Below are 16,982 nucleotides of genomic sequence, written 5' to 3' on the forward strand. Positions count from 1 at the left end.
GAAAGAGGCCGGCGCGGCTCAGGCTGGTTGCCCGACCGTCTCGCCGCCGAGATAAGCTTCGATGACTTTTTCGTTCGACTGGATGTCGGCCGGATTGCCTTCCGCGATCTTCTGCCCGAAGTCGAGCACCGACACGCGATCGCAGACGCTCATCACGACGTCCATGTGATGTTCGATCAGCACGACGGTGATGCCGTGATCGCGCACCTTGCGGATGATCGCGACCAGCTCCTTGATGTCCGGCGCGGTGAGGCCGGCGGCCGGCTCGTCGAGCAACAGCACTTGCGGATCGAGCGCGAGCGCCCGCGCGATTTCGAGCAGCCGTTGCTTGCCGTAGGGCAGATTGCGCGCTTCTTCGCCAGCGGCGTGCTCCAGCCCGACAAACCGCAGCATGCCGAACGCGCGCTCGCGGGCCGCACGCTCCTCGCGCCGGTAACGCGCGGACATCAGCCCGACGTCCGCGAGATTGGTCCGGAATGTGTGATGCAGACCGACCAGCACGTTTTCGAGCGCGGTCATCTCGCCGAACAGTTGCACGTTCTGGAACGTGCGCGCGATGCCCGCCAGCGCGATCTGCGCCGAGGTCTTGCCCGCGAGCGACGTGCCGCGATAGTCGAGCGTGCCCGCAGTCGGCACATAGATGCCGGTCAGCACGTTCATCATCGTGCTCTTGCCTGAGCCGTTCGGGCCGATCAGTCCGTGAATCGTGCCGCGCCGCACGGTCAGATCGACGTTGTTGAGCGCCTTCAGGCCGCTGAACTGCATCAGGATGCCGCGCAGTTGCAGGATGTCTTCCGCGCCGCCCGCGTGCACGGCCGCAATCGCGTCGCCGCCGCTCGTCGCGGGTTGGGTGGTGTCGACGGTGACCGTGCGCACCCGGCCGTGCATCACGATCTTGCGCACGAAACCGACCACGCCGTCCTGCAGGTAGTACACCACGAGCAGGATCATCAGGCCGAAGATGGTCAGCCGCCAGTCCGCGAGTGTGTCGATGCGGTACGAGAACGCGGCGAGCCCCACCGTGCCGAGCACCGGAATCGCCACCTTGCGCGGTGTCGAGACCTTGCGCGCGAGTGCCACGCCCGCGCCGATCACGACCACCGCCGCCAGCGCCGAGGCGACGGTGCGGAACATGTCGATGTCATCGAGCAGCTTGGGCAGCAGCACGATGATCGCCGAGCCGAGCAGCGCGCCGCTGCGCGTCTTGCGCCCGCCCATGATGATCGCGAGCAGGAACAGGATGGTCAGTTCGAAGTTGTAGGTATTCGGCGAGATGTACTGCTCCGAATACGAGTAGAGGCAGCCGGCGAGACCGGCGAAGCCCGCGCTGATCACGAACGCGTAGACCTTGTAGCGGTACACCGACACGCCCATGCAGTCCGACGCGATCGGACTGTCGCGCAGTGCTTCGAACGCCCGGCCCAGGTGCGACTTGAGCACGCGGTGCACGACGATCAGCGACACCACCAGCAGCGCCGCGACGAGCCAGTAGTATTCGACTTCGTTCATCGGCCGCGCGCCGAGCGACGGCTTCGGAATCTTCACGCCCATCGGCCCGTTGGTCAGAAAATCCATCTCGTTGATGAGGATCTGCAGGATCGTGCCGAACGCGAGCGTCACCATCGCGAGGTAAGGGCCGGACACGCGCAGCGCGGGCAACGCGAGGATCGCGCCGAAGCCGGCCGTGATGAGAATCGCGAGTGGCGCGGTGACGAAAAACGGCATGCCGAGCTTGATGAACAGCACGCCCGCCGTGTAAGCGCCAACCCCGAACAGCCCCGCATGCCCGAGCGAAACCTGGCCGGTGTAGCCGACCACGATGTCGAGACCGAACAGCAGGATCGCGTAGATCATGATGGTCTCGAACAGATGGATGTAGTACGGGTTGCCCGACAGCACGGGGAACACCGCGAGCGCGATCAGCGCGAGTGCCGACGCAATGAGTTTCTTCAGATTCACGGCGGCCCTCACACTTTCTTGATCGTGGTCTTGCCGAACAGCCCGGCGGGTTTCATCGCGAGCACGATCAGCAGCAGCACGAGCCCTGGCACATCTTTGTAGCCGGTGGAGATGTAAAAGCCGGTGGCGGTCTCGGCGATGCCGAGAATCACGCCGCCGACCACGATGCCCAGACCGCTCGACAGTCCGCCGATGATCGCCACCGCGAACGCCTTGAGCCCGAGCACCGCGCCCATGGTCGCGCCGGTCAGCGTGAGCGGCGCGATCAGCACGCCGGCGAACGCGGCGGTCAGCGACGAGAGCGCATACGAAAACGTGATCACGAGGCCGGTGTTGATGCCCATCAGCGCGGCAGCGTCGCGGTCGTTCGCGGTGGCCACCACCGCCTTGCCGAAGATCGTCTTGCGGTTGAAGAACTCGACCGCCAGCATCATCACCAGCGCGCCGCCAACCACCAGCAGTTCCATCGGCAGCACGTTCGCGCCGAGCACCTTGAGCGGCGCTTCCGGCAGCGGCGACGGGAAGCGCAGATCGTCGCGGCCCCAGATGTTCTCCGCGACGTTCTTGAAGATGATGCCGAGCGCGATGGTCGACATGATCCAGCCGAATTCGGATTTGATCTTGATCGCGGGCCGCACCCCGATCCGTTCGACGAACGCGCCTTGCAACAGACCGAACCCGCACACGAGCGGGATCATCAGCCAGTAGTTGACGCCGAGCGAGACCAGCGTGAGGCCGACCAGCGCGCCGAGCATCAGCGCGTCGCCCTGGCCGAAGTTCAGCGTGCCGGAGGTGGCGAACGTGAGTTGGTAGCCGAATGCGATCACGGCGTAGATCATGCCGAGCGCAATGCCGCTATAGATGAGCTGCAGAAGAATGACCATCGTCGAACGCCTTGGAGTTCACCGTCTATGAAGCAAAGCCGCCCCCGCTGGCAAGCGGGTGCGGCTTCGGAGCATGCTGCCGCGCTTGGGTTCGCGCGTATGTCTGCGCTTGCATTTGCGCTTGTACAGGAGCTTGCAACGGCGCTTGTACAGGAGCTTGCATTGGCGTTTGTCCGGCGCGCGCTGCGCGCCGGCTTCGCGCCTTTAGCGCCTAGTTCGACGCCAGCTTGCTGCGCAACTGGCTGCCGCCTTTGCGATCGGCCTCATACGCATAGATCACGCGGCCGCCCTTGACCTCGCCGACCACCGGCACGTTCGGGCTGATCGCTTCGTGGTCGTCGTGCGTGAACGGCTTGTCGTACACCATCACGACGCCCTCCACCTTGGCGTTGAGGTTTTCGAGCGCGGCGCGCACCTTCGGGCCATCGGTCGAACCGGCCTGGGTGATCGCCGCGGCCAGCAGATAGATCGAGTCGTAGCCTTGCGCGGCGGACACCGGCGAGTCGATGCGGTTGTTCTTCGGCTTGAATTCCTTCAGGTACGCGTCGATGAACGCCTTGCGCTTCGGCGTGTTGGCTTCCTGAATGAAGGTCTGCGGCATGCGCGCGCCTTCGCCGTTGGTGCTCGCGTTGTCGATGTAGTTCGCCATCGACAGGGTCCAGCTGCCGACCAGCGGCACTTTCCAGCCGAGCTTGGCCATGCCGTTGGCGATCTGCGCGAGTTCCGGCCCGATGCCGTAGGTCAGCACCGCTTCAGCGCCGGCCTCCTTGGCCTTGAGCAGCTGCGCGGTCATGTCGACGTCCTTGATATTGAATTTCTCGACGGCGACCGGCTTCACGCCTTTGGTGGCCAGCGCCTTTTCGAGGTCTTCGCGGCCGAGCTGGCCGTAGTTGGTCGAGTCGGCGAGAATCGCGACCTTCTTGAAGCCGCGTTTGCTGATGGCTTCGTCGACGATCATCGGCGCCTGAATGCGGTCGGCGGCGGAGTTGCGGAATACGTAGTTGTCCGGTTGATCGGTGAACTGCTTCGTCACGACGCTGCCGGTCGCGACGTTGTTGAAGACCGGAATCTTCGCTTCCTGGAAGAAGCGCTGCGACGCGAGCGCCACGCCGGTGTTGATGTAGCCCACCACCGCGACGACTTTTTCCTTGTTGATCAGCTCTTGCGCGATCTGCACGCCGCGTTCGTTTTTCGCTTCGTCGTCGCGCTCCACCAGCACGATCTGATGGCCGAGCACGCCGCCGGCTTTGTTGATTTCGGCGGTGGCGAGACGCACGCCGTCGCGCATGCTCACGCCCATCGAAGACGAGCCGCCGGTGAAAGGTCCGTCGACGCCGATCTTGATCGGCTCGGCTGCGTAGCTGACGTTAGCGAGGGCGCACAGCGCGAGCGCGCTCACAACGCTCTTCAAGCGAATTCCCATAACTGTCTCCGTAGCATGTCTTTTCTTGCACGGAGCCTCGATGCGGCTCCCATGCGCGCCGACCGGACGTTCTCAGGATACCTGACCGTCCGTCGGTGAGGCAGTATAGGAACCGTAATGTCTGAGTAATATTCGGACTTACCCGCGTGGTGCAATCCCGCAATCGACGGCGGCGCAGTCCGTGCGTCGCGACTCGCCAGATCCGCCGTCGATGTTCAGTCCAATTCAGCGCGCATCAGCGCGCCACCGCCGCTTTGGTCGCTTTGGTCGCTTCGACCACTTCGACCGCTTCATGCAAACCCGCGCGGATTGCCCGACTGCCAGCGCCAGTGATCCGCGCACATCTGCTCGATGCCGAACTGCGCACGCCAGCCGATGATGTCTTCGGCCGCGGCCGGATCGGCGAAACACGACGCGACGAGGCGTTATATCCGGACGACGAATTTGGCGAAAACTGGCCGGCCGTGAGCATACCCATGAACCACCGCGGTCAGGCAAGCGCTGACATGGCGCAGAATGCACTTTGCATGGACTTCTCCATCGTCAGGACACCTGACTACGAGCGTCTCACTGCGTTCGCTGCTTGACGTAGCTGACCGGCAAGTCGAATCTGGCCGACGGAAACTTCGTGGAAAGCGTCTGATAGAGGGGAGGCAGGCTGGAAAAGGTGTTCACGTGCAGTACGGTGATGCCCATTTGCGGGAAAGCCTGTATTTGCTGCGCCAGGCCGCCGGCCGCCGCACTGATTGCGCCCGTGTCCGGATAGATCACGACAAGATCGTTCGTGCTGAGGCCCGCGAACCAGTCGCTTGACCGGATCACCAGCGTCGAATTCGGCTGTACGTTACCGTCCTGGTCGAGCGCCGCAGCATTCGGCATCGGCCACACGCTCGTGCTGCCGATCGTCACCGGGGCAGTCCGGCTCAACGGCTGCACCTGCGCCGCGGAGGCCCGGACACCCTGCCTGAGTGCCGTGCCCTGAGCGTGTGCGAGCACTGCGCACAGTAGCATCGCACCTGCCATGGTGACGAATCGAAACCAGCTCATCCTTTCTGACCCTCCCGTCCCTCAGTGACCGAGCACGTTGAGGGTGACACTCTCCACCCCCATCGGCCCGCCTTCGCGAGTATCCACGTCGACGAAGCGGACCTTCCATTCCCCCGAAGCAGCCTCGCCATTGAACGCGTTCGATGCGAGAAGCCAGTTGGAAACGGCTGCGCCGGTGTTCTCGAATCCGTTATAGGCGTTCTGCAGCACGCTGCGGGTGCCAGCTGGCGAGATTACCTCGACCGCGAGATCGCGGAGGTTCGCCGATACCATGTTGATCGACACTTGCACGTATTCGACCACCTGCGCAGGCCCGGACACGTTCATCGGGATCTCCAGTCCCTGCGCGCTGCCTTGAGGCACCACCTCCACGCCGGCTGGGTCACCACGCAGATCCGCTTCCTCAGACGCCGTGTTGGTCAGCATGGACCCTGCGAGACGGATGTTGTACTGGCGGGCCATGTTGACCGCTGCCGCCGCATCGACGAGGCCGAAACCGTACCAGTTATCGAACCAGTTGCCGGCGGCATTGCGCGTCCAGGCGGGTTCCGGCACGTACGCCTCGCCCGATGGCAACTCCACGGTCGGCGGCACGCGCGTTGTGTCGATACGGCGCGCTGTCATCATCAGGATCCAGCGTATATCACGCCACGTCAGCGCCGGATTGGCCTGCAGCACCAGTGCGACAACACCGGAGACCGTCGGCGCTGACGCCGACGTGCCGTTCATGCTCGCCGTATAGTCACAATCGGGATTCAGCGCGGCGTTTATGTCGGAACCCGGAACGTCGAATGGATTCGTATCAGAATCAACCCCCCGGGTGCTTGAATATCCCTGATTGCAGCCGGTCAGGTCGGTCGTCACCATCGCCGGCCCGGCAGGCCGCCCACCGGCGTTTAATGGCCGCAAGCCAAATTCTCCTCCGAGCCCGGAAACGAGAATGTTGGAGCCACCAGATGAATAGCTGGAACGTTTGCCCACCGCGTTAACGGCTGCCGCCGTTGCGACCTGTGGCATCGCCCGTTCCGGACTGAAATTCGCGTTTACGCAGGTGACATCCTCTTTATTCGCGCTCTCGCAATCAACGCCGTCCGCGCTCTGAAACTCGTTGCCCGCCGACTGGACGATCAGCGCACCGAGGCCACCACGCATGGTCTCCAGGTGCTGCAGCAGAATGCTTTCGAAACCGCTCTCGAGGTCAAACTCTTGCGGCGATGATCCCGCACCGCCGTACGAAGCGTTGAAGACCGCGACGTTCTGCGAAAACGGGGCTCCGCCAAAGATGCTGAGGGTGTTGACTGGCGTCTGACAGTTCGCGGGATCACAGAGATAGCGCGCCGCGCCGAGCGTTGCCTGTGGCGCCACGCCGTGCCCGCCTATGGCATTGTCAGCCGTGGCGGCGATAATCCCTGCGACCGCTGTCCCATGCGCGTCGCCCACACTCCCGACCGGCGGCGTTGGATCGTTCGCGTCAGCAGCCACAGGATCGAAATTGCGCAGCATCGATGCATCGATGCGGTCCTTCAGATCCGGATGTGCAATCTCGACGCCTGAGTCCACGACCATCACATTGACGCCGCGCCCGTTGATCCCCTGGCCCAGAGGCACCATCACGTCCAGATCGATGCCGGGCGTTCCGGGTACACCGGTGAACACGTCCTGTCCAACATTCTGCAGGTACCACTGGTACATGACGAGTGGATCACCGGGATGAGCCGGCTCGCCGCCACCGCCACCGCCGCCACCACCACCACCACCATTACCGCCACCGTTGCTGCCACTGTCGAGGGTACCCCCGCACGCGGCGGCCAGCACTACCGCGCAACCGGATACGGCCAGTCTTCGCCACAGCCCGCGCGATCCTGTCCGGCCCTTTAGCGGACGTATCGCTTCACGGGATGATTCGGAATCCTCCATAGGATTCTCCAATCAAACTGCCGGATCTTCCAGCACGCGCACAGCGTACCTGCGGGCCAAACGGCAGGTGGTCACACTTTCGCTCTGGTGGTGTTATAGCAGATCACTCAGTTGTGCGCGAAACGTTTTGAAGCACGTCCGCAGACGTACCCGTTTCGAAACTTTCCGGGCGGACCGCCGTTCGCACTGCGGTGGCGCGCCTCGACCGGTCTCTGGGAAATGCACGACCGTGCTCTGCATGCGTTCTCAGGCCCGGCGCAGTGTCAGGCGACTGGAACCAGCCTGAATACCGATCGGTGTACTACAGTGATGGGGTCGAGGCAGGCGAGGCCGCGCGGCTGGGCGTCGCGTTCAACGGGCGATGCCCACTTCGTTGGACCAACACCATCAGCCGTTCCTCTGGGTCCTCCACCGATTGATTGCTGCCTCTAATATTGAAGCTCTAGCAGGGAAACAACTGATCACTAGCCGCGTACGCGCGTCGTGCACCGACGCGGCACCGGTTCCAGCGCAGGGAAAAGATGATCTGGATAATCGATGTCGTTGCGCATCTGTCGGATTTCGCCATCCTCTTCACGGGTGGGATTTCGACCGCCGCCATCGCCGTGGCCATCGCGTGGATTGCACGGCGCGTGCTCGGACGGTACGGTCATGGCAATCCACGCAGCACCATCACGGATGTGGTCCACGGCAGCCTGCTGGCGTTCATCGTATTCGTCCTCGCACACGTGTTGAGTGACGTACGTGCCAATGAAGGCCGGGCGGCAGACCAGGCGTTGCGCGAAGCCTCGCTCGTGACACGGCTTGACCGCCAGCTACGTTCGATTGGCGGAACCGATGCTGAGGTGGCGCGCGATGCACTCAGAGATTACGTGCAGAAAGTGGCGGAGGACGACTGGCCCGCACTCGCCAGGGCCGAGCCGGAATTGTCGTCGAGCGCGAACGAGGCGCTCGATCACCTGGTCGAAGTAACGCTGCGTGTCGCGGTCCACGCCCCGGCCTATGCGGAGGAATTGCAGACGTCCTTACGCGAAATCGAAGACAGTCGCCAGATGCGGCTGGAAAATGCCACGCGCACGGTGCCGCGCGTATTCTGGTGGGTTATCTGGGTCTTTCTGCTGGGCGCGATGGTGATGAACGGGCGCTTCCCAATCACGCCAGCAACGCTCGGCGTGATTGCATTACACATGGCTGCAATCGGCATGGTGGTGGCGTTGATCGTGATCCTCGACGAGCCCTATCGTGGGCAGAGCGCAATTTCACCGGCCCCGATTGAGAAGGCCGTCGGGATCAGGATGCGCTGACTGGAAGCTGCGCTTCGCACAGGACCCTGAATATCGGTCTTCGAGGGCCGTGTGCCACCCGTCTTCCGAATCGCGCCCGCGACCTCCGGCCCGTTGCCAGCCCCTCAGCTTCACGCAAAGCCGCGCGGATTGCCCGACTGCCAGCGCCAGTGATCCGCGCACATCTGCTCGATGCCGAACTGCGCGCGCCAGCCGATGATGTCTTCGGCCGCGGCCGGATCGGCGAAACACGACGCGACGTCGCCCGCACGGCGCGCAACGATCTCGTACGGCACCGGCTTGCCGGACGCCTTCTCGAACGCGCGCACCACGTCGAGCACGCTATAGCCCTGGCCCGTGCCCAAGTTCACGACGAAGCTGGCATCGCGCCTGACCAGCGCGTCGAGCGCGGCCAGGTGTCCGCGCGCCAGGTCGACCACATGGATATAGTCGCGCACGCCGGTGCCGTCGGGCGTCTCATAATCGCCGCCGAACACGCGCAGCTTTTCGAGCTTGCCGACCGCCACCTGCGCGACGTACGGCATCAGGTTGTTCGGAATGCCGGCCGGGTCTTCGCCGATCAGGCCGCTCGCATGCGCGCCGACCGGATTGAAGTAACGCAGCGTGGCGATCCGCCACGATGGATCGGCCACTTCCAGATCGCGCAGGATCTGTTCAGCGATCAGCTTCGACTGGCCGTACGGGTTGGTGGCCGAGAGCGGAAACGACTCGTCGATCGGCGAGCTCTTCGGCACGCCATACACCGTCGCCGACGAGCTGAACACGAACTGCCTGACGTTGCGATCGCGCATCACACCGAGCAGGCTCAGCAGGCTGCCGACATTGTTGCTGTAGTACTCGATCGGCTTGGCCACCGACTCGCCCACCGCCTTCAGCGCGGCGAAGTGAATCGCGCCGGTGATCGGGTGCGCGTCGAAGATACGGTTGAGCACCGCTTCTTCGCGAGCATCGTTTTCGTAGAAGGTCACGGCGCGGCCGGTGATTTTTTCCACGCGCCGCAGCGATTCGCGGCTGCTGTTCACGAGATTGTCGATCACTACGACGTCATAGCCGCCGTTCAGCAGTTCGACACAGGTGTGCGAACCGATAAAGCCCGCGCCGCCCGTTACCAGAATCGTGCCCTTCGTGGTCATGCTGTCACTCCGTTAAAGTAAGACACCCGTTATTTTCTGCACCAGGTCCTTATACGTTTCGACGACGACTCGCTCGTCGAATTCTTGCGCGACTTTCTGCCGGCCGCGTTCCGCCATCGCGCGACGCTGCGCGCCGCTCATGTCGAGCATGCGCGCGAGCTGCGCGGCGAGACTATCTGCGCTGCGCGCTTCGCACAGCAATCCATTGACGCCGTTGGTCACCACTTCGCGGCAACCCGGCACGTCGGTCGCGACGATCGGCCGACCCATCGCCGATGCTTCCATCAGCGTGCGCGGCACGCCTTCGCGATACGACGGCAAAACGATGCAATCCGCATCGGCGATGAAGGGCCGCACGTCGTGCGCCTCGCCGAGATACTCGATGATGCCTTCCCGTTCCCACGCCGCCACCTCGTCGCGCGTGATCGCGCTCGGATTGTCGACGCCGACCGGACCGAGCAATTGGAACCGCGCGTGCGGATAACGTTCACGCAAACGCCGCGCGGCCTCGACATATTCACCGACGCCCTTGTCCCACAAGAGCCGCCCGATCAGCACGAACCTGAAGTCCGGCCGCTGCGGCAACGGCGTGAACGCAAACTGCTCGAGATCGACGCCTTCGCCATGCAGGAGCCGCGCACGCTCAGGATGCACCAACAAATTCTGCTCGACAAACGCGGCCTGGTCGTCGCGATTCAGAAACCAGATCTCACGCGGGAAGCGGAACGCGAAACGATACAGTTTTTTTGCCACCTGCGCGGCCCGGCTCTGCTGGATGAACACATAGCCGAGTCCGGTGGTGACCGCAACCGACTGCACGCCCGCCAGCTTCGCAGCAATCGAACCGTAAATGTTCGGCTTGATCGTGTAGTGAAACACCACATGCGGGCGGATCGTCCGGTATTGACGGTACAGCGCGGCGAGCGTGCGCAGGTCGTCGCGCGGATTGGTGCCCTTGGAGGCGACCGGCAGTTCGATGCAGCGGCAGCCCATCGCGGCGAGCAGGGCGAACGTGCGGTCGCGCGGCGCGAGCACCGTCACGTCGACGCCGCGTCCGACCAGCATGCGGATCAGTCCTTGCCGATAGGTATAGATGGCCCACGCGGTGTTGCAGACCAGTGTGATGCGCAGCGCGGGCGTCGACTTCGGGGCAGGCTTCATGCGGTAACGGGCTTGGCGGTGAATGGGGCGAGGCATGGCGTAGTGCAGCGCGCGGTGAGGGACACGGTGAACGAATCAGTGGCTGGCACGCGGCGCGAGCAACACGCGTTTGACCCGCTGCAGCGCGCGGTACGGCATCACCAGATGCAGCAGATTCTTCGCGAGACCCAGCCAGTCGTACGGATTGGCGGCGTTGAAGTAGCGCAGTTGCAAACGCAATGTCGAACCTATCTGGCGACGCCGCCGGGTCGCGCTGATGCCGCCTTCGTTCAGCTCATAGTAGAGCCCGAGTTCGGGCAGATTCGCGCAGTCGTAGCGTTCCATCAGGCGTACGAACAGATCGAGGTCTTCGGCGGCACGATACTCGGCGCGATAGTTGCCGACCGCGCGCACGGCGTCGATGCGCAGCATCATCGACGGATGCGCGAGGCACGAGCGAAAGAACCGCATGCGCCGGATCGCGTCAGGGTCGGCGGGCGGCGTCAGCATGAAGAGCGGCTTGCCGGCGCGCGTGACAACCTGGGTCCACATGCCGAGGCCAGCCACGTGCGGATGCTGTTCCATGAACGCGCGTTGCTTCGCGAGCCGTTGCGGCACCGCGCGGTCGCCCGCATCTATGCGTGCCGCATAGCGAAAGCCGCGCTGCGCAAGCGCGTCGATGCCGGTTTGCAACGCACGCTCGATGCCGCCGTTCTGCGCGAGGCGCAACACCTCGATGCGCAGATTGGCGAGCGCTGGCGCGACGATCGGCGGCGTGCTGCCGTCGTCGACGATCAGTACGTGCACCGGCGCGCTTTCGCTGAACGACGCGAGCGTGAGATCGACGTCGGCCTGGCCGTTGTAGGCGGGCATCAGCACCGCGACATCATCGAGGGCCATCGGCGCGGTGGCGGATGAGTTCGTCATGGGCGCAATTTGAAACGAATGTAATAAAGATTAACCGACGCAGCGGCCAGATAGCCGGCCGCGAGGCCCACCAGCGCGCCGTATGAGCCGAGCCTGGCAATCGCCAGCAGATTAACCGCGAACGCGACGGCCAGCGCGAGCAGCCACTTGGCGAGCAGGACGAATTTGGCCTGGTACTTCAGCACCACCAGATTGCCGATCGCTTCGATGCCGGCGGGCACGGACAGCCACACGGCCCAGCGGAAGATGCCGATCGCGCCTTCGAAGTCCGGCCCGAACACCCGGCGGATGATGAACCCTGCCAGCAGGTCCAGCACGAGCGCACCGCTCACCATCAACGCGGCGGTCATCGCCGTGAGCCGCCACAGGTTGCGCCGCAGTTGCGCAGCGTCCTGCACGCGATAGACGAACGCGGGCGCGATAGTCTGCGCTAGCATCAGCGCAAGCGTGATCCAGTTCTCGTTCAACTGCTGGGCGGCGGAATAGCGCCCGAGGTCGGCGAACGAAATCGCCCGTTCGAGCATCAGCCGGTCCAGTTTCAGGAAGAGATACATACAGATCAGGCCGAGCCAGAACACCGTGCCTGCGCTCGCGAAGTGCCTGAAGAGCGCGCGGTCGAATTGCCAGCCGAGCCGGCCGCCATGTCGGCGCATGAAGTAGATCAGCAGCACCGCGCCGATCGCCGCGGATTCGAGCGCCCAGAGCCAGCCAAAGCGTGCGGGCGCGGCTGCCGCGCGCACCAGCAGATAGACCAGCCCGGCCTTGAGCACGGCGGTGCTCATGCTGGTGAGCAACTGCGGCTTGCTGTACGTCATGCTTTGCAGCCACGCGTTGATCACGCCGACGAACGGTTCGCGAAACAGCATCGTCACCGCGAGGCCCGCGAGCATCGCGCCGACCAGCGGCTCGAAGACGTTGAGCGCGATGCCGAGCCACGTGAGCAGCAACGCCGCGACCGACACCGCGAAGCGCAACGCGAACGCGCTGCCGAGCACGGTGCCGAGTTGCGCGGGCGGCCGGCTGACGATGGTGGGCACGAGGATCTCCGCGCCGCATACCCAGGTGATCGGCGAGAGCACCAGCAGCAACGTGTTCGCGTATTGCCATTTGCCGAAGACGTCCGCTCCGAAGTAACGCGCCAGCACACCGCTGATCGCGATCGCCACGCCGATCTGCGTAAGCCGTTCAAGGCCCAGCCAGACGATATTCGTGAAGGCGCGCGTGACGTCGGGATTGGCGAAGCGTTTGAGCGTCAGCATCCGCGGGCCGCTCGCCGGTCCGCATGGGCGCAATGGGTGCAATGGGCAGCGGCACCGTGCGCGTTCGCCCGCCTGGCCGGCCGTCGCGGCAACTTTACAAAAGCAGGGCGTCTAGGCATTAGAATGGCGTTGTTCAGGCTGGTCAGAAAAACGCAATTATAAGTTGGAACCGGATCGCTTCCGGCAAGGGCGCACGGCGGTGTGACACCGCCATGTTTTACCGATTTGTCTTCGGTGCGCCGGTCAAAATTTTCCATTGCACGCAAGTGAGCCAACATGATCTCCAAATCCATTTTCAAGGCGTATGACATTCGCGGTGTAATCGGCAAGACGCTCGACGCCGACGCTGCGCGCTCGATCGGCCGTGCATTCGGCAGCGAAGTGCGGGCGCAGGGCGGCGACGCGGTCGTGGTCGCCCGCGACGGACGCCTGTCGGGTCCCGAGCTGGTTCAGGCGCTGTCCGACGGTCTGCGTGCGGCCGGCGTCGACGTAGTCAACGTCGGCATGGTGCCGACGCCGGTCGGCTACTTCGCGGCCAGCGTGCCGTTGCAGCTCGCGGGCGGCGAACGTCGTGTCGACTCATGCATCGTCGTGACGGGTAGCCACAATCCGCCGGACTACAACGGCTTCAAGATGGTGCTGCGCGGCGCCGCGATTTATGGTGAACAGATCCTCGCGCTGCATCAGCGCATCGTCGACGAGAACTTCACGCAAGGCAGCGGCACGTACACCGAGTACGACATCGCCGACGCCTATCTCGATCGCATCGCCAGTGACATCAAGCTCGCGCGCCCGATCAAGATCGTGGTCGACACCGGCAACGGCGTGGCCGGCGGCCTCGCGCCGAAGCTGTTCAGGAAGCTCGGTTGCGAGCTGGTCGAACTGTTCACGGAGATCGACGGCAACTTCCCGAACCACCACCCGGACCCGGCTCACCCGGAAAACCTGCAGGACGTGATTCGCGCGCTGAAGGAGACGGATGCTGAAATCGGCTTCGCGTTCGACGGCGACGGCGACCGCCTCGGCGTCGTCACCAAGGACGGCCAGATCATCTATCCGGATCGTCAACTGATGCTGTTCGCGGAAGAAGTGCTGTCGCGCAACAAGGGCGCGCAGATCATTTACGACGTGAAGTGCACGCGCAATCTCGCGAAGTGGGTCAAGGACAAGGGCGGCGTACCGCTGATGTGGAAGACCGGCCACTCGCTCGTGAAGGCGAAGCTGCGTGAAACCGGCGCGCCGCTGGCGGGCGAAATGAGCGGCCACGTGTTCTTCAAGGACCGCTGGTACGGTTTCGACGACGGCCTGTACACGGGAGCGCGTCTGCTCGAAATCCTCACGCGCGTGGCTGATCCGAGCAAGCTGCTGAACTCGCTGCCGAACTCGAACTCCACGCCGGAGCTGCAACTGAAGCTCGAAGAAGGCGAGAACTTCGAACTGATCGCGCGCCTGCAGCAGAACGCTAAATTCACTGGCGCGGACGACGTCGTGAAGATCGACGGCCTGCGCGTCGAGTATCCGGATGGCTTCGGTCTGGCACGTTCTTCGAACACCACGCCGGTGGTCGTGATGCGTTTCGAAGCGGATAACGATGCGGCGCTCAAGCGCATCCAGGAAGACTTTCGCCGCGTGATCCTCGCGGAGAAGGCCGACGCGAAGCTGCCGTTTTAACAATTGAAGCGGCGCGCGCTGCGATCCGGTTCAAGCCGGTTTGAAGCGCCGCCGCCGTCGAACGCGGCGCGGGTTTCACTTACCGCGCCGCGTTTTTTCGTGTAATCGACATGCGACGCGCTAGAATTGCCGTCCTCGTGAGAAAACGCCGGGCCGTCCCGCTTTTCTCATCCCCTCGTGGAACCTGGCGCAAGGCGGCAGGTTGGGGGCGCTCCTGCTGAAACGCCGGGCGGCCTCAGGTCTTCCCACCCCTTCGTGGGGCCTAGGGTCCAAGGCAAGGCGGCAGGCAGGGACTCTTTCAATGCATCTTCGGGCCGGATAACCGGTTTTCCCACTCTTGAGCGTGCAAAAGATATTGATCGTGAGGGTGTCGTCATTGGGCGACGTCGTTCACAACATGCCGGTGATCGCCGACATCCGACGCCGCCATCCCGAGGCCGAGATCGACTGGCTCGTCGAGGAGAGCTTCGTCGGACTCGTGCAACTGGTGAGCGGCGTGCGGCGGGCGATTCCCGTGTCGCTGCGGCGCTGGCGCAAGCGCATCCTGTCGGCCGACAACTGGCGCGAGATCAGCGCGTTTCGCCGCGCGCTCGCCGCCGAGCACTACGATCTGGTGATCGACTGCCAGGGGCTCATCAAGACCGCCTGGGTCGCGCGCATGGCGCGCGGGCCGCTCGTCGGCCTCGCGAACCGTACCGACGGCGCGGGCTTCGAATGGCCGGTGCGCTTCTTCTACGACCGGCGCGTGCCGATCGAGGCGCGCACTCACGTGGTGGAACGCACGCGGCAACTGGTGGCCGCGGCGCTAAACGACCCGCCGCCGCAACCCACCGACGACATCGACTTCGGCCTCGACACCGGGCGCGCCGCGCTGGCGCTGTCGCAGGCCAATCTGAACCTGCCGGTGCCGTACGTGGTGTTCGTGCATGCGACCTCGCGCGCCGACAAGCAATGGCCCGACGCCGCGTGGATCGAGCTTGGGCAGTCGCTGGTGCGGCGCGGCGCGTCGATCGTGCTGCCGTGGGGCAGCGATGCCGAGCGCACGACCAGCGAGCGGCTCGCGAAGGAATTCGGCGCGGCGGCGATCGTGCCGCCGAAGCTGTCGTTGCCCGCGGTGGTCGGCCTGATCGAAGGCGCGGCCGCGACGGTCGGGGTTGACACAGGTCTGGTTCACATCGCGGCGGCGCTGAAGCGGCCCACGGTCGAGTTGTACAATTTCTCGACGGCATGGCGTACCGGCGGCTACTGGTCGCCGGACGTCGTCAATCTCGGCTCGGCGGGCCAGCCGCCCACGCTGCAACAGGTCAAGTCGGCGCTGGCCGGTTATGGTCTGCTGTAACCCGGGCCTGCTGTAACCCCTCGGTGCGCAGCGCGTGGCGCGGCTTGCGCGTACGCTCCGCGCACCTTCCGTTCTCCAGGGCAACCATGAACGAAACCCAGATCATCGAAGTAGCGAACGCCGACTGGCACGGACGCAACCTGTCCGTGCCGCGCGAGACGCTGCTCGCCGGCGTTGAACGCGGCAAGGTGCTGTACTTTCCGAACCTGCGCTTCGCGATCGAAGGCGGCGAACAGGCGCTGCTCGATCCCGCGCTCGCCGATCCGAGCCGCAAGAACATCAGCCTCGAACCCAACGGCGGCGCGCTGCATGGCGTGGCCGGCGACGCCGTCACGCAATCGGCGGTGCGCGCGTTGATCGCGCGTTACCAGGCCAATGCGCGCACGCTGGTCGACGGGCTCTTTCCCGAATACGACGGCAGGCTGCGCGTCGCGCCCACCAGCCTGCGGCTGCATCGGGTCGAGACGCGCGAGACCTCATGGCGTAAAGACGATAGCCGTCTGCACGTCGACGCATTCCCGTCGCGGCCGAACTACGGCGAGCGGATTCTGCGCGTGTTCACCAATGTCAACCCGCACGGCGTGCCGCGCGTATGGCGCGTCGGCGAGCCGTTCGAGGACATGGCGCGGCGCTTCCTGCCGCGCATCAAACCGCAGATGCCGGGTTCGGCGTGGCTGCTGAACCTGCTGCACGTCACCAAGTCGCAGCGCAGCGAGTACGACCATCTGATGCTGCATTTGCACGACGGCATGAAGGCCGATCTCGACTATCAGAAGTCGAGCCCGCAGGAGACCATGCCGTTTCCGCCGGGCAGCGTGTGGGTATGTTTCTCCGACCAGACTTCGCATGCGGTGATGTCCGGCCAGTTCATGCTGGAGCAGACTTTCTTCCTGCCGGTCAAGGCGATGGCGCAGCCCGAATGCGCGCCGCTCGGCATTCTCGAGCGCCTGCAGAGCAGGGCGCTGGTTTGAGCGCCGCG

At 64.2% G+C, this 16,982-nt stretch carries 13 protein-coding genes and 1 pseudogene; 4 read left to right on the forward strand and 10 right to left on the reverse strand.

Annotation, left to right across the window (positions count from 1 at the left end; translation table 11 throughout):
• Positions 1-18: 18 nt before the first annotated feature.
• The 6 genes and pseudogenes from BN2475_RS03540 to BN2475_RS03565 all read right to left on the reverse strand — a co-directional run bounded on the left by BN2475_RS03540 (position 19) and on the right by BN2475_RS03565 (position 7,230).
• Entirely contained in the window at positions 19-1,959 is a 1,941-nt protein-coding gene (locus tag BN2475_RS03540; RefSeq protein WP_094778230.1) for a branched-chain amino acid ABC transporter ATP-binding protein/permease, read from the reverse strand.
• Positions 1,960-1,967: 8 nt separating this feature from the next.
• A complete protein-coding gene (locus BN2475_RS03545) occupies positions 1,968-2,843 on the reverse strand; it encodes a branched-chain amino acid ABC transporter permease (RefSeq protein ID WP_094778200.1) in 876 nt (291 codons plus the stop codon).
• A gap of 211 nt (positions 2,844-3,054) precedes the next feature.
• A complete protein-coding gene (locus BN2475_RS03550; RefSeq protein WP_094778201.1) occupies positions 3,055-4,266 on the reverse strand; it encodes an ABC transporter substrate-binding protein in 1,212 nt (403 codons plus the stop codon).
• Positions 4,267-4,556: 290 nt separating this feature from the next.
• Positions 4,557-4,685 (reverse strand): annotated as a pseudogene (locus tag BN2475_RS03555) (UDP-glucose 4-epimerase); the annotation flags it as partial.
• A gap of 148 nt (positions 4,686-4,833) precedes the next feature.
• Entirely contained in the window at positions 4,834-5,313 is a 480-nt protein-coding gene (locus BN2475_RS03560) for a hypothetical protein (RefSeq protein ID WP_143325722.1), read from the reverse strand.
• 21 nt (positions 5,314-5,334) lie between these two features.
• Positions 5,335-7,230, reverse strand: a complete 1,896-nt coding sequence (locus tag BN2475_RS03565; RefSeq protein ID WP_143325723.1) for a S8 family serine peptidase — start codon at positions 7,228-7,230, stop codon at positions 5,335-5,337.
• 521 nt (positions 7,231-7,751) lie between these two features.
• Here BN2475_RS03565 and BN2475_RS03570 point away from each other — a divergent pair.
• Complete coding sequence (locus tag BN2475_RS03570; RefSeq protein WP_094778204.1) at positions 7,752-8,534, forward strand: bestrophin-like domain; 783 nt, start codon at positions 7,752-7,754, stop codon at positions 8,532-8,534.
• A gap of 110 nt (positions 8,535-8,644) precedes the next feature.
• Here BN2475_RS03570 and galE read toward each other — a convergent pair whose 3' ends face one another.
• The 4 genes from galE to BN2475_RS03590 form a co-directional block, all read right to left on the reverse strand.
• A complete protein-coding gene (gene galE / locus BN2475_RS03575) occupies positions 8,645-9,667 on the reverse strand; it encodes a UDP-glucose 4-epimerase GalE (protein ID WP_094778205.1) in 1,023 nt (340 codons plus the stop codon).
• A 12-nt stretch (positions 9,668-9,679) separates the two neighbouring features.
• Positions 9,680-10,828, reverse strand: coding sequence for a glycosyltransferase family 4 protein (locus BN2475_RS03580; RefSeq protein WP_094778206.1), 1,149 nt, complete (start codon positions 10,826-10,828; stop codon positions 9,680-9,682).
• A 75-nt stretch (positions 10,829-10,903) separates the two neighbouring features.
• Positions 10,904-11,734: a glycosyltransferase gene (locus BN2475_RS03585; protein ID WP_094778207.1), complete on the reverse strand. Its 831-nt coding sequence runs from the start codon at positions 11,732-11,734 to the stop codon at positions 10,904-10,906.
• Positions 11,731-12,993, reverse strand: coding sequence for an oligosaccharide flippase family protein (locus tag BN2475_RS03590; RefSeq protein WP_094778208.1), 1,263 nt, complete (start codon positions 12,991-12,993; stop codon positions 11,731-11,733). The genes BN2475_RS03585 and BN2475_RS03590 overlap by 4 nt, the downstream gene beginning before the upstream one ends.
• Positions 12,994-13,269: 276 nt before the next feature.
• On the opposite strand from BN2475_RS03590, the gene BN2475_RS03595 reads away from it, so the two are divergent.
• From BN2475_RS03595 to kdoO, 3 genes are all read left to right on the forward strand, one after another.
• Positions 13,270-14,664 (forward strand): phosphomannomutase/phosphoglucomutase, encoded by a 1,395-nt coding sequence (locus BN2475_RS03595; RefSeq protein ID WP_094778209.1) that lies wholly within the window; start codon positions 13,270-13,272, stop codon positions 14,662-14,664.
• Between the two features lie 337 nt (positions 14,665-15,001).
• Entirely contained in the window at positions 15,002-16,003 is a 1,002-nt protein-coding gene (gene waaC, locus BN2475_RS03600) for a lipopolysaccharide heptosyltransferase I (RefSeq protein ID WP_094778210.1), read from the forward strand.
• 86 nt (positions 16,004-16,089) lie between these two features.
• The gene (kdoO, locus tag BN2475_RS03605; protein WP_094778211.1) at positions 16,090-16,974 is read left to right on the forward strand and encodes a Kdo hydroxylase KdoO; all 885 of its coding nucleotides are present in this window, start codon (positions 16,090-16,092) and stop codon (positions 16,972-16,974) included.
• Positions 16,975-16,982 lie beyond the last annotated feature (8 nt).

The sequence above is a fragment of the Paraburkholderia ribeironis genome, from assembly GCF_900019265.1.
GTDB classification, from domain to species: Bacteria; Pseudomonadota; Gammaproteobacteria; order Burkholderiales; family Burkholderiaceae; genus Paraburkholderia; species Paraburkholderia ribeironis.

Bases quoted from the DNA above. Each gene is read 5' to 3' on its own strand.
- kdoO (WP_094778211.1), top strand. From the start codon at position 16,090: ATGAACGAAACCCAGATCATCGAAGTAGCGAACGCCGACTGGCACGGA.
- BN2475_RS03580 (WP_094778206.1), bottom strand. From the start codon at position 10,828: ATGAAGCCTGCCCCGAAGTCGACGCCCGCGCTGCGCATCACACTGGTC.
- BN2475_RS03560 (WP_143325722.1), bottom strand. From the start codon at position 5,313: ATGAGCTGGTTTCGATTCGTCACCATGGCAGGTGCGATGCTACTGTGC.
- BN2475_RS03595 (WP_094778209.1), top strand. From the start codon at position 13,270: ATGATCTCCAAATCCATTTTCAAGGCGTATGACATTCGCGGTGTAATC.
- BN2475_RS03565 (WP_143325723.1), bottom strand. From the start codon at position 7,230: ATGGAGGATTCCGAATCATCCCGTGAAGCGATACGTCCGCTAAAGGGC.
- galE (WP_094778205.1), bottom strand. From the start codon at position 9,667: ATGACCACGAAGGGCACGATTCTGGTAACGGGCGGCGCGGGCTTTATC.
- BN2475_RS03550 (WP_094778201.1), bottom strand. From the start codon at position 4,266: ATGGGAATTCGCTTGAAGAGCGTTGTGAGCGCGCTCGCGCTGTGCGCC.
- BN2475_RS03585 (WP_094778207.1), bottom strand. From the start codon at position 11,734: ATGACGAACTCATCCGCCACCGCGCCGATGGCCCTCGATGATGTCGCG.
- BN2475_RS03570 (WP_094778204.1), top strand. From the start codon at position 7,752: ATGATCTGGATAATCGATGTCGTTGCGCATCTGTCGGATTTCGCCATC.
- BN2475_RS03545 (WP_094778200.1), bottom strand. From the start codon at position 2,843: ATGGTCATTCTTCTGCAGCTCATCTATAGCGGCATTGCGCTCGGCATG.
- BN2475_RS03590 (WP_094778208.1), bottom strand. From the start codon at position 12,993: ATGCTGACGCTCAAACGCTTCGCCAATCCCGACGTCACGCGCGCCTTC.